General features: G+C 65.4%; 11 protein-coding genes and 1 pseudogene. 3 read left to right on the top strand and 9 right to left on the bottom strand.

The window, feature by feature from the left end; genetic code table 11:
- The 3 genes and pseudogenes from ACE3SN_RS13340 to ACE3SN_RS13330 all read right to left on the bottom strand — a co-directional run.
- A pseudogene (locus tag ACE3SN_RS13340) lies at positions 1-412 on the bottom strand (MarR family transcriptional regulator); the annotation flags it as partial.
- 60 nt (positions 413-472) lie between these two features.
- Entirely contained in the window at positions 473-1,003 is a 531-nt protein-coding gene (locus ACE3SN_RS13335) for a murein L,D-transpeptidase family protein (protein WP_374530778.1), read from the bottom strand.
- A 4-nt stretch (positions 1,004-1,007) separates the two neighbouring features.
- Positions 1,008-2,297 carry an adenylosuccinate synthase gene (locus ACE3SN_RS13330; RefSeq protein WP_374530777.1) on the bottom strand — a complete coding sequence of 430 codons (1,290 nt, stop codon included), beginning with the start codon at positions 2,295-2,297 and terminating at the stop codon, positions 1,008-1,010.
- Positions 2,298-2,522: 225 nt separating this feature from the next.
- On the opposite strand from ACE3SN_RS13330, the gene ACE3SN_RS13325 reads away from it, so the two are divergent.
- A complete protein-coding gene (locus ACE3SN_RS13325) occupies positions 2,523-3,440 on the top strand; it encodes an alpha/beta hydrolase (RefSeq protein ID WP_374530775.1) in 918 nt (305 codons plus the stop codon).
- 76 nt (positions 3,441-3,516) lie between these two features.
- Positions 3,517-6,060, top strand: a complete 2,544-nt coding sequence (gene mgtA / locus ACE3SN_RS13320) for a magnesium-translocating P-type ATPase (protein WP_374530773.1) — start codon at positions 3,517-3,519, stop codon at positions 6,058-6,060.
- On the opposite strand, the gene ACE3SN_RS13315 is transcribed toward mgtA, so the two are convergent.
- The 3 genes from ACE3SN_RS13315 to ACE3SN_RS13305 form a co-directional block, all read right to left on the bottom strand.
- A complete protein-coding gene (locus ACE3SN_RS13315) occupies positions 6,057-7,166 on the bottom strand; it encodes an ATP phosphoribosyltransferase regulatory subunit (protein ID WP_374530771.1) in 1,110 nt (369 codons plus the stop codon). The genes mgtA and ACE3SN_RS13315 overlap by 4 nt on opposite strands.
- Before the next feature lie 27 nt (positions 7,167-7,193).
- Positions 7,194-8,777 carry a phosphoglycerate dehydrogenase gene (serA, locus tag ACE3SN_RS13310; protein ID WP_374530769.1) on the bottom strand — a complete coding sequence of 528 codons (1,584 nt, stop codon included), beginning with the start codon at positions 8,775-8,777 and terminating at the stop codon, positions 7,194-7,196.
- 63 nt (positions 8,778-8,840) lie between these two features.
- Positions 8,841-9,968 (bottom strand): phosphoserine transaminase, encoded by a 1,128-nt coding sequence (locus ACE3SN_RS13305; protein WP_374530767.1) that lies wholly within the window; start codon positions 9,966-9,968, stop codon positions 8,841-8,843.
- Positions 9,969-10,154: 186 nt separating this feature from the next.
- On the opposite strand from ACE3SN_RS13305, the gene ACE3SN_RS13300 reads away from it, so the two are divergent.
- Positions 10,155-10,805 (top strand): extensin family protein, encoded by a 651-nt coding sequence (locus ACE3SN_RS13300; protein ID WP_374530765.1) that lies wholly within the window; start codon positions 10,155-10,157, stop codon positions 10,803-10,805.
- Positions 10,806-10,812: 7 nt separating this feature from the next.
- On the opposite strand, the gene ACE3SN_RS13295 is transcribed toward ACE3SN_RS13300, so the two are convergent.
- The 3 genes from ACE3SN_RS13295 to ACE3SN_RS13285 all read right to left on the bottom strand — a co-directional run.
- Positions 10,813-11,556 carry a peptidase gene (locus tag ACE3SN_RS13295; RefSeq protein ID WP_374530763.1) on the bottom strand — a complete coding sequence of 248 codons (744 nt, stop codon included), beginning with the start codon at positions 11,554-11,556 and terminating at the stop codon, positions 10,813-10,815.
- 26 nt (positions 11,557-11,582) lie between these two features.
- On the bottom strand, positions 11,583-12,398 hold the full coding sequence (locus ACE3SN_RS13290; protein WP_374530761.1) for a transglutaminase domain-containing protein: 816 nt from the start codon (positions 12,396-12,398) through the stop codon (positions 11,583-11,585).
- Positions 12,398-12,757, bottom strand: a 360-nt coding sequence (locus tag ACE3SN_RS13285) for an alpha-E domain-containing protein (protein ID WP_374530759.1), incomplete at its 5' end; no start/stop codon positions are given. The genes ACE3SN_RS13285 and ACE3SN_RS13290, both read right to left, overlap by 1 nt.

Raw genomic sequence — 12,757 nt, 5'->3', positions numbered from 1 at the left:
CCGCCAAAGCACGGCCCAGCGCGATCACGCGTTCGGCGCGGGTCGGGTCGATCAGGATCTGCGGATTCGACTGGTCAAGGCAGCCGAATACATCGTCCAAGGCGGCAAGGCTGGTCGAAACCACCAGCTGCGCGCCGACATGGCGGATCCGCATGTCGAGCCGGGCGAGCGCGGCGAGCCGGGCTCCGTCAACCTCAGGGCAATCAACCGCGACGATATCGCCGAGCGAGCGCGCATCGCCTTCGAGCAGGGTCGCCAGATCGCCAAGCTGCGCGATCCTGAGCCCCGCCCCCATCGCATCCTCGCCAACCTGGTCGCGCACATGTGCCCGATCGGCAAAGATCGACAATGCCACCGGCAGACCGGCGGCATCGTTGGCGGGATCGGCAAAGGCGAAATTGGCAATCGACATGGCAGTCCGACTCCTGTTCTCTTGTGAACATGAGTAGAACAAATAGGGTCTATGTCAAGATCATGGGAGAACTTCGACGTCCGTGCCTTGGGGAACCGCGCGCCACAATGCCTCGATCTCGCGGTTTGAGACGGCGATGCAGCCATCGGTCCAGTCCCCCGGCAGGCGGCCGAGCGCAAGCCAGTTCGGTTGGCCGTGAATATAGATTTCGCCGCCCGGACTGCGGTGCTGCGCGGCGGCAAAAGCCGTTGCCGCGGCATCCGGATAGGAAAGCCGAAGCGAAAGGTGGTAGGAGCTGTGCGGATTGCGAAAGTCGATGGTGTAACGACCTTCCGGGGTTCGTTCGTCACCTTCGAAATGCTTCTGCCCGACTGGCGCATCGCCAAGCCCGACCCCGGTCATGACATGAACCAGCCGGCCGCCGGAGAACAGTTCCATCCGGCGCTGGGCCTTGTGGATCACGATCCGGTCGATGCGGCCCAACTCGGGCACTGCCGGGAATGCGCGGTAAGGCAGCATACCGCCCCCGCCGAGCAGCAGCGCCGCGCCCGCAAGGGCGGCAGCGCGCAGCGCGGTGGGGCGATGGGCCATCAAGTCAATCGACGAAGGGATCGCGCACGAGGATCGTGTCTTCACGCTCGGGGCTGGTCGAAACCAGGGCAACCGGCGTTTCAATTAGTTCCTGAACGCGCTGGATGTACTTGATCGCCTGGGCCGGCAGGTCGGCCCACGAACGCGCGCCGGCGGTCGTGCCGCTCCAGCCGTCCATTTCCTCGTAGATCGGCTCTACCTCGGCCTGATCGGCGGCATGGGCCGGGAAATAATCCAGCACCTTGCCGTGCAGGCGATAGCCGGTACAGATCTTCACCTTGTCGAAGCCATCGAGCACGTCCAGCTTGGTAAGCGCGATGCCGGTCACGCCCGAGATTGCGCAGGACTGGCGGGTCAGCACGGCGTCGAACCAGCCGCAGCGGCGCTTGCGGCCCGTGACGGTGCCGAATTCGTGGCCGCGCTCACCCAGCCGCTGGCCGACCTCGTCTTCCAGTTCGGTCGGGAACGGGCCCGAGCCGACGCGGGTGGTATAGGCCTTGACGATCCCCAGCACGAAACCGGTGCTTGCCGGGCCAAGGCCCGAACCGCTGGCGGCCGTGCCGCTGACCGTGTTCGACGAGGTGACGAAGGGATAGGTGCCGTGATCGACATCGAGCAGCACGCCCTGCGCGCCTTCGAACAGGATGCGCGCCCCGGCCTTGCGCACGGTATTGAGCCGCTTCCACACCGGCTGGGCATATTTCAGCACCGACGGCGCGATTTCCCGCAGGTCTGCGAGCAGCTGCGCGCGGTCGACCGGCGGCTGGCCGAAGCCGGCGCGCAGTGCGTCGTGGTGGGCGCAGAGCCGGTCAAGCTGGGCATCGAGTGCGTCGAGGTGCGCCAGATCGCAGACGCGGATCGCGCGGCGGCCGACCTTGTCTTCATAGGCCGGGCCGATCCCGCGCCCGGTCGTGCCAATCTTGCCCGATCCGGCAGCCGCTTCGCGCAGACCGTCAAGATCGCGGTGCAGCGGCAGGATCAGCGGCGCGTTTTCGGCGATCGCGAAGTTTTCGGTGTTGATGACCACACCCTGCCCTTCGAGCTTGGCGATCTCGTCGCGCAGGTGCCACGGATCGAGCACCACGCCGTTGCCGATGATCGACAGCGTGCCGGTGACGATGCCCGAGGGCAGCAGCGAGAGCTTGTAGACCTGTTCGCCCACCACCAGCGTGTGGCCGGCATTGTGACCGCCCTGAAAGCGCACCACGGCATCGGCGCGGCTGGCCAGCCAGTCGACAATCTTGCCCTTGCCTTCATCGCCCCACTGGGCGCCGATCACGGTTACGTTTGCCATGGTTATACTCCGCCACCCTGCCAGGGTGGATCCGCAAGCGCCCTTCGACAGGACTCGGCACAGGGGATGGGATGAAGGGCCGTAAACCGGCCCGTTTTGCGGTGCGCGCACTAGGGTGAGGACGCATCAAGAGTCAAGGCAAAGCACGCGACAATCGGCGACAATTCGTGACTGGCCAACATCCCTTTGCGCAATGAAACCGTGTCTGCAAAGGAGATTACCGCGATGAGGAAGACCGTTATCCTGTCCATGGCCGCACTTGCGGTGACGGCCGCCAGCCTGGCCGAAGCGCGCGAGCGTCCGCGCTGGCGCGATCGGACAGCCACCGGGCAGCAACATGCCACCCCGCCAAAGGCACAGGGCAAGCAGACCTTCGCCTATGGCAGCGATCCTTTGCAGGTGCTCGATTACTATCCGGCCGTGGGCGCCAAGGCCCCTGCCCCGCTGGTCATCTTCGTCCACGGCGGCGGCTGGAAGCGCGGCAGCAAGGACAACGCCGACGGCGGCTGGAAGGCCCCGCACTATACGCAGGCCGGCTATGCCTATGCCTCGATCAATTACCGGCTGGTCCCCGAAGCCACGGTTGAACAGCAGGCCGCCGACGTTTCGGCGGCAATCGCCGCGCTGATTGCGAGGGCGCCGCAGCTGGGGATCGACACATCGCGCATCGTGCTGATGGGCCACAGCGCCGGCGCGCATCTGGTGGCGCTGGTGGGCACCGACGAGCGCTATCTCAAGGGCGCGGGGCTGTCCTTTACCAACCTGAAGGGCGTGCTGCCGATCGACGGGGCGGCCTATGACGTGCCGCGCCAGATTGCGGACGGCGGCCGCTTCATGCATGACACCTATCTCCAGGCCTTCGGCACCGATCCGCAGCGCCAGCGCGCATTGTCTCCCGCCTTGCAGGCCGCCGCGCCCAATGCCCCGGCGTTCCTGATCATCCACGTTCAGCGCCAGGACGGGATCGCGCAGGCCAAGGAACTGCAGGCCGCGCTGCAAAAAGCAGGCACTCCCGCCGAGCGCCGGGACTTTCCGGGGACGGGCCTGCGCGGCCACGCCGAGATCAACCGCAGCCTCGGCGATCCGGCCTATGCGGCGACCCCGGTGGTCGATGCCTGGCTAAAGACGTTGTTCGGCTTCTAGCAGCACGTCTCCGCTTCGCGCTTGAACCGGCGCGCCAGCAGGCGCAATCATCGCGCGGGTTCACGCGGAGCGATCCATGGCGCAGGACGATCAGGCCGAGCATGACAAGGTCCCTCCGTTCTGGGCGCAGCCGCCGGGCAGCCTTGCCGAGGGCAACGCCGCGCCGGATGCCGGGCTAAGCAGTGCCGAAGCCGCGCGGCGGTTGGCCGAAGACGGGCCGAACGTCATTGCCGACAAGGCCTCGCGCACGATTCTGGCGCGCGTCCTGGCGCGGCTGGCCGAACCGCTGGTCGCGATCCTGCTGGTCGCCGCCTTCGTTTCCGGGGCGAGCGGGGACAAGGCCAGTCTGATCATCATCCTGACGATGGTGCTGATTTCGGTCGGGCTCGACGTCTATCAGGAACATGGCGCCGAAAAGGCCGCCGAGGCGCTGCGCCGCACGATTGCGCTCAAGGCCAGCGTGCTACGCGATGGAGCTTTCGTCGACCTGCCAACCGAAGCGCTGGTGCGCGGCGACGTCGTTAGACTCGGCCCCGGCGCGCTGGTTCCGGCGGACGGCATCGTGCTCACCAGCCACGGCGCGCGGGTGGACGAGGCAATCCTGACCGGCGAGCCCTATCCGGTAGACAAGCGCCCGGGGCCAAGCGGCGCGACCGCGCTTGCCGATGCCTATGACGCGCTGTTCAGCGGCACAGCCGTGGTCAGCGGCGAGGCGACGATGCTGGTTGCCGCCACGGGCAAGCACACCAACCTGGGGGCGATATCGGGCAGCCTTGCCAGCGCCGAGCCGCCCACCGCGTTCGAGCGCGGGCTGCACCGGCTGGGAATGCTGATCCTGCGCTTGACCTTGGCGCTGGTGCTGTTCGTGCTGCTGATCCAGATCCTGTTCCACCGCCCGATGCTCGAATCCGTGATGTTCGCGGTGGCGCTGGCCGTGGGCCTGACCCCCGAACTGCTGCCGATGGTCACCACGGTCACGCTGTCGCGCGGGGCGCAGCGGCTGGCGCGACAGCAGGTGATCGTAAAGCGCCTCGCCGCGATCCACGATCTGGGCGCGATGAACGTTTTCTGCACCGACAAGACCGGAACCCTGACCGAAGCCCGGATCGAGCTGGCAGCCTGGCCGGGATGCGACGGAAAGGACAGTGCCCGCGTGCTGGAACTGGCGACGATCAACAGCTTCTATGAAAGCGGCGTCGGCAATCCGCTCGACGCGGCAATCTGCCAGAAGGCAGGGAGCCCGGGCGAGATCGAATGGCGCAAGCTGGCCGACCTGCCGTTCGATTTCGAGCGCCGCCGCGCCGCCGTACTGGTGGAAAAGGGGGCGCAGCGCATGCTGGTGACCAAAGGCGCGCCCGAAGCCCTGCTGGCCCTGTGCGACCGCGCCGAAATCGGCGGCAAGCCTGCTCCGATGGACCCGCAGCTGCGCACGCGGCTCGAGGCGATGCACGATGAACACGCCGCCGATGGCGAGCGGCTGCTGGCGATTGCCTGGAAGGAATGGAGCGGCGATGTCCGCGCGCTTACCCCCGACGACGAAGCCGGTCTGGTCTTCGCGGGGTTTTGCGCCTTCCTCGATCCACCCAAGCAATCCGCGCACGAGGCAATCGCGCGGCTGCGCAAGCTCGGCGTCAGGGTCAAGGTGATTTCCGGCGATGCCGCGCCGGTCGTGCGACATCTGGTCAAGTCGCTCGACCTCGATTGCGAGGGACTGCTGACCGGCGATCAGATCGACAAGCTCTCAGATGCCGCGCTGCGGGTGCAGGTGCGCCGCACCGATCTGTATGCGCGCGTTTCGCCCGACCAGAAGCTGCGGATTATTCGGGCGCTGTCGCGCGCGGGCTATACGGTCGGCTACATGGGCGACGGGATCAACGACGCCCCCGCAATCAAGGCTGCAGATGCCGGGATGTCGGTCGACGGGGCAACCGATGTGGCGCGCGGCGCGGCGGACATGATCCTGCTTTCGAACGATCTGGGCGTCGTCGCCGACGGGGTGATGGAAGGGCGGCGCACCTATGCCAACATCATCAAGTACGTGCGCATGGGCACCAGTTCGAACTTCGGCAACATGCTGTCGATGGCGCTGGCCGCGCTGGTGATCCCATTCCTGCCGATGACCGCGATCCAGATCCTGCTCAACAACCTGCTCTACGATTTCTCGCAGCTTGGGATTCCCTTCGACAATGTCGATGCGGCCGAAACCCGCCGTCCGCACGACTGGTCGATTGCCGCGATCCAGCGCTTCACCACCTTCATGGGGCCGCTGTCCTCGGTGTTCGATATCGCCACCTTTGGGCTGTTGCTGCTGGTGTTCAATGCCTCGCCAGCGGAATTCCGCACGGCATGGTTCGTCGAATCGATGCTGACCCAGATCCTCGTGATCTTCGTGATCCGCACCCATGGTCGGCCTTGGCGCAGCACCCCGCACAAGGCGCTGGCGCTCACCAGCCTCGGCGCGCTTGGCATTGCCCTGTTGCTGGCACTTGGATCGTGGGCAAGCGTGTTCGGATTTGCGCCGATGCCGGTGCACCTATTGGGAGCAGTGATCCTGCTGGCACTGGCCTATCTTGCCTGCGCCGAGGGGATCAAGCGCCGGGCGATGACAACCGTGCGTTAGAGGCTGATCGCCTCGGTACCCTGCAGGCGGTGCATGCAGCCGAGCGCCTTCGGATCGCAGTCCGCGCTCAGCGCCGCCACGGTGCGCCAGCCGATCGCGCGCAGGCGCGCGGCCTGAACCGGATCGTGGCCCAGCGGCAGGAACAGCGTGTCGCGCCTGGTTTCACCCGCCAGCACGTCGATCAGCGCATCGGGATAGAGCGAGAAGCCGATGGCGGGTTCGTCACGGCCCAGGATGCGGTATGAACCGCCCCGGCCCAGTGCCCCCGAAACGCCCTCGGCATAGATCGTGAAGCCGAACCACGACTGGTATTCAAAACCGTGGCGTTCGCTGGGATCAAGCGTCAGCCGGGCCGAACCGCCGACCCGTGCCGCGATTTCGCGCAGCGCCTTGATCCGGCCGGACAGCGCGCCGCCCGCATCGATTGCGGCAAGCCGTTCGATCGCGGTGTCGAAGGGGCCAATCGCGGTCAGCAGCGGCAGGTAAGCCTCGCCGCCTGCCGCCACCAGGCCGCCCGCGTCCTTGGCATCGAGTTCGCGGCGCACCGCCTCGATCTTGTCGGCATCGAGCGGCAGAGCCTTGGCGGCCAGCGTGTCGACCAGGTCCGGCAGCGTGAAATCGACCGAGATCCCGGTCGCGCCAGCCGCGCGCAGCGCCTCGATCGCCATTTCGACGATTTCGCCCGCAGCGGCGACACTGTCGGACCCGATCAGTTCCGCGCCCAGCTGCAGCCGCTCGCGCGCGGGATCGAGCCCGTCGCCCTTGATCGTCACGACTTGGCCCGCATAGCACAGCCGCAACGGACGCGCCGCGCCAGCAAGGCCGGTGGCGGCAATGCGGCCGACCTGCACGGTGATATCGCTGCGCAGCGCCATCATCCTGAGCGAAAGCGGATCGACGAAGCGGAACATCCGGCGCGGTTGGACCCCGGCCATGCGGCTAGCCATCGACTTTTCGAACTCGATGGTCGGCGTCTGGACCCGGTCATAGCCGTGGGCATCGAGCACATCGAGGCCAGCACGGGCAACATGGGCTGCGGCTGCCGCGCTGGGCGGCAGCCGGTCTTGGAGCCCCTCGGGCAGCAGGTCGCGGTCGGTATCTTCCATAGCCAGGTCCCGTTGCCCGATCCGGCGTCAGAACGCCAGCGCCATCACCCGCTTGACGCCCGGAAGCGTCTTGGCCTGTTCCAGCACCGCGGCCGGAACCGCGCTGTCGACCGAGAGCAGCAGCACCGCTTCCCCGCCCGCGTTGCGGCGGCCGAGGTTGAAGGTGCCGATGTTGATGCTGTTTTCGCCCAGCAGGGTGCCGATGCGGCCGATGAAGCCGGGGGCGTCCTCGTTGACGATATACATCATGTGCCCGGCAAGTTCGGCTTCGACCTTGATCCCGAACAGTTCGACCAGGCGCGGTTCGCTGTTCGAGAACAGCGTGCCTGCAACCGAACGCTCACCCGCATCGGTCTTCACCGAAACGCGGATCAGGGTGTGATAGTCACCGGCCTTCTCGGTCTTGACCTCGCGCACTTCCATGCCGCGTTCCTTGGCGATGAAGGGTGCGTTGACCATGTTCACCGTGTCGGACTGCGTGCGCAGGAAGCCGCACAGTACGGCCGCGACGATCGGCTTGATGTTGAGCTCGGCCGCAGCGCCTTCGGCGTGGATCGAGATGCGCGGGATCGCCCCGGTGGTAAGCTGGCCGACCATGCCGCCCAGCTGTTCCGCAAGCTGCATGTAGGGGCGCAGCTTCGGCGCTTCCTCGGCCGAGAGCGAAGGCACGTTGAGCGCGTTGGTGACGCCGCCGTTGACCAGGTAGTCGGCCATCTGTTCGGCCACCTGCAGCGCCACGTTGACCTGGGCTTCGGTGGTCGAGGCGCCAAGGTGCGGGGTGCAGATGAAGTTCGGGGTGCCGAACAGCGGCGATTCCTTGGCCGGTTCGGTTTCGAACACGTCGAGCGCGGCGCCCGCGACCTGGCCCGAATCGAGCGCGTCCTTGAGCGCGGCCTCATCGATCAGACCACCGCGCGCGCAGTTGACGATCCGCACGCCCTTCTTGGTCTTGGCAAGGTTTTCGCGGCTCAGGATGTTGCGGGTCTGATCAGTCAGCGGCGTATGCAGCGTGATGAAGTCCGCGCGCGCCAGCAGCGTGTCGAGATCGGCCTTTTCAACGCCCATTTCCACGGCGCGTTCCGGGGTCAGGAACGGGTCATAGGCCACGACCTTCATCTTCAGGCCAAGCGCGCGGGCAGCGACGATCGAGCCGATGTTGCCGGCCCCGATCAGGCCAAGCGTCTTGCCGGTGACTTCAACGCCCATGAAGCCGTTCTTCGGCCACAGGCCGGCCTGGGTCTGGGCGTTGGCTTCGGGGATCTGGCGGGCCAGCGCGAACATCATCGCGATGGCGTGTTCGGCGGTGGTGATCGAGTTGCCGAACGGGGTGTTCATCACCACCACGCCCTGGGCCGAAGCCGCCGGGATATCGACGTTGTCGACGCCGATCCCGGCGCGGCCGATGACCTTGAGGTTCTTGGCGGCGGCCAGGATTTCCTTGGTCACCTTGGTCGACGAACGGATCGCCAGGCCATCGTAATCGCCGATGCGGGCGATCAGCTGTTCGGGGGTTTCGCCGGTGATGACGTCAACGTCGCAGCCCATCTCGGTGAAGATACGGGCGGCGTTGGGGTCCATCTTGTCGGAAATAAGTACGCGGGGCTTGGTCATGATAAGCCTCTTTCAATCAGAATGGGGGGAAACGGACGGGCACACGTGGCCCGTCCGGAAAAATCAGGCAGCCTTGGTGGCTTCGTAGGCCCAGTCGAGCCACGGACCGAGGTCTTCGATGTCGGCGGTTTCAACCGTCGCGCCGCACCAGATGCGCAGGCCCGCCGGGGCATCGCGGTAACCGGCGATGTCATAGGCCGCGCCTTCCTTCTCGAGGAGGCCGGTCATCTTCTTGATGAAGTCCGCATCTGCGCCTTCGACCGAGAGGCAGACCGAGGTCTTCGAACGGATGCCCTTGTCCGCCGCGAGGTGGCTGAGCCAGTCGCGTTCGGCGACGATCTTGTTCAGCGCATCGGCATTGGCGGTGCAGCGCTCCTGCAGGCCTTCCAGCCCGCCGACGCCTCTCGCCCATTCAAGCGCAAAGATCGCGTCTTCGACAGCCAGCATCGAGGGCGTGTTGATCGTTTCGCCCTTGAACACGCCTTCGGCGAGCTTGCCCTTGGAAACCAGGCGGAACACCTTGGGCAGCGGCCAGTTGGGGGTGTAGGTTTCAAGACGTTCGACGGCGCGCGGGCCGAGGATCAGCACGCCGTGGCCGCCTTCGCCGCCCAGCACCTTCTGCCACGAGAAGGTCGCAACGTCGATCTTGTCCCACGGAATGTCATAGGCAAACACGGCGCTGGTCGCGTCGGCGAAGGTCAGGCCTTCGCGGTCGTCGGGGATCCATTCGCCGTCGGGCACGCGCACGCCGCTGGTGGTGCCGTTCCAGGTGAACAGCACGTCGTCGGCGAAATCGACCTTCGACAGATCGGGCAGCTGACCATAGTCGGCGCGGTGCACCTTGGGTTCCAGCTTGAGCTGCTTGACCGCGTCGGTCACCCAGCCTTCGCCAAAGCTTTCCCAGGCCAGCGCGGTCACGCCGCGGGCGCCAAGCATCGTCCACATCGCCATTTCGAAGGCGCCGGTGTCCGAGCCGGGCACGATGCCGATGCGGTGCGTGTCGGGCAGGCCCAGCACTTCGCGCATCAGATCGATGCAATACTGCAGACGCGACTTGCCGATCTTGGCGCGGTGCGAGCGGCCAAGGGATTCGGTAGCGAGTTTCTCGGGGGAATAGCCCGGCGGCTTGGCGCAGGGACCGGAAGAAAAGAACGGGCGCGCAGGCTTGCGAGCCGGAATCGTAGCAGTCATGTAGACTCTCCTTACAGAGAGCACGCGCGGCGTTGGGACCGCGTGGCCCGGAGCCGCAGGTAGTGGCTTGGCCGCACATGTCAAGGAAATGCGGCGAACTGACAGCAGTTTGTGCAAAGGCGCTTTCGGCCTTTAACGAATCTTAACCATGAATCCCGGATAATCCCGGCCATGTTGAGGGCATTGATGATCCTGCCCACGATGGCCATGGTCGCGGCTTGCGGCGCAATTCCGCAGGCGAGCCGCGAAACCCGCGGCCCTGTCCAGCGTTCGACCATGGTCTTCACCCCCCGCCCCGAAGCGCGCCAGTGCCTGTCCGAGCTTTCTTCGACCAAGGCGGCCTTCACCCCGCTGCCCGACCAGTATTATGGTGCGGGCTGTTCGACGCTGAACACGGTCAAGCTGTCCACGATCCGCAGCGATCACGATTCGCTCGCCCTTACCAACCTTGGCCCGGTCGCCTGTCCGCTGGCCGAAAGTTTTGCCGCCTGGGCCCGCTATGGCGCGGACCGCGCCGCGCAGCAGATCCTGGGCAGCCCGCTGGTGAAGATCGAGACGATGGGCAGCTACAATTGCCGCAACGTTGCCGGAACCGACCGGCGTAGCGCCCACGCCACGGCCAATGCAATCGACGTGTCCGGCTTCGTTCTGGCTGACGGGCGGCGCATCACCGTGAAGGGCAGCTGGTCTGATGGCACGGCAGCCGAGCGCAAGTTCCTGGAAACCATTCACAACAGCGCCTGCAAGCGCTTCGGCACGGTGCTCGGCCCGGCCTACAACGCCGCGCACAAGGACCACCTGCATCTGGAGCTGAGCGGGAGTTCGTTCTGCCGGTGAGGCGCGGCTATTTGGCGTTAAAACTGTAATCCGGCAGCGATTCGAAAGCGAGCTTCAGCGCCTCGCTCCAACCCACCGAAATCGCCCGAAAATAGGGATCGTCGGCCGTGATCCGGCGCTGGTGCACGGGTTCGAAGTAATCGCGCCGCATCACCAGCAGATCGAGCGGCAGGCCGACCGAGAGGTTGGCCTTGATCGTCGAATCAAAGCTGACCATCAGCAGCTTGACCGCATCCTCGAAGCTCATCTTGGGGTCATAACCGCGCAGGATGATCGGACGGCCGTACTTGGTTTCGCCAATCTGGAAGAACGGCGTGTCGAAGCTCGCCTCGATAAAATTGCCTTCCGGGTAGATCAGGAACAACCGCGGCTCCATGCCCTTGATCTGGCCCGCAACAATCATCGAAGCCGTAAAGGTGCCCGCGGCTTCCTGCCCATTGTCCTTGTCACTTGACGCGATCGTATCGCGCAGCAGCTTGCCCACGATCGTCGCAATCTGGAACATCGTCGGCGCTTCGAGCAGCGAGTTGTGCCGCTCGTCCGGGGTCTTGCCGCGCTCTTCCAGCTGGCTGATCACGGACTGGGTCGTGGCAAGGTTGCCAGAGGTCATGATCGCGATCATGCGCTCGCCAGGGACCGACCACTGATACATCTTGCGGAAGGTGGAGATGTTGTCGACGCCCGAATTGGTGCGGGTGTCGCTCATCATCACCAGCCCGTCATCGAGCATCATGCCAACGCAATAGGTCAAGGCTGCATTCCCCTTTCGCCGCCCGCCTACTGTTCCTGCGCTTGTTGTTCAACCGCAAGGCGCACTTCCAGCACGGATTCCCCTTCGCCCCAGCTGATGCCGGTAACGGGTGCAGCCTCGCGGTAATCGCGGCCCGTGGCGACGCGAACATAGCGTTCATCCGGGCTCATTCCGTTGGACACGTCAAAGCCGACCCAGCCGAGGTGTTCAACATAGGCTTCGGCCCAGGCGTGACCCGCTTCCTGCTCGACCCGGTCATTCATCATCAGATAGCCGGAGACATAGCGCGCCGGCACGCCCAGCGCGCGCGCCGCGCCGATGAAAATGTGGGCGTGATCCTGGCATACGCCAACGCCCAGCATGGCCGCTTCCTCGCCCGAGGTGTGGGCCTGGGTCTCACCCGGTTCGTAGCGGACCTGCTCGAGGATCAGGCTGGAGAGGCGGTGCAGCATTGCCAGCACTTCGCCCTTCGGCACGTCGAGCTGGGCCGCGATCGCGCGAATTCGCGGCCCCGGACGGGTCAGCGGCGATTGCTGCAAAAACGACCACAGCGGCATATGCCCCGAATGCGGCCCAATGACCCCGTGGTTATCGGCCGTGACGACCGTTCCGGAGCAATGGACCACGACCTCGCTGATCCCGGGATTGACCGAGATCAGGGTGATCATGTTGTAGTTGTGATCTTCGTACTCGACCTCGACCTTCGCCCCGGTGAGCTGCATCGACCAATCTATCACCTTCTGGCCGTGGGTGCTCTTGGGCGTCAGCCGCAGGCGCTGGAGCCCGTGCGAGACCGGCCGGGAAAAGGTGTAACGGGTAGTATGTCCAACCTTGAGGCGCATTACGCGTAGAACCTGTAATCCTGCTCGACCGCCATGGCCACCTGCCGGTTGCAAGCAATGAATTCGGCAATGAATTCGTGCAGGCCAGTCTCGAAGATCTGTTCGATCCCGGTTTCGTGGAACTGCGTGCCCAGCCCGCGCAGGCTTTCGTGGGCGGAGGTTTCGTGGCCGTATTCGTGCGCCAGCCCGCGCAGGTTGGAGCGCAGCTTGTCGAGACAGAAGGCCAGGCTGCGCGGAAAGCGCTGATCGAGGATCATGAAGCTGGCGATCCCGCGCGGATCGACCGAACCCGCATTGAGCCAGCGATAGGCGCGCTCACCCGAAACCGAGCGCAGCACCCCTTCCCACTGCACGTTGTC

The sequence above is a fragment of the Novosphingobium sp. genome (assembly GCF_041915465.1).
Taxonomy (GTDB): domain Bacteria; phylum Pseudomonadota; class Alphaproteobacteria; order Sphingomonadales; family Sphingomonadaceae; genus Novosphingobium.
The sequence above is the reverse complement of the archived record's forward strand: the minus strand, read 5'-3'. Positions and strand labels throughout refer to the sequence as shown.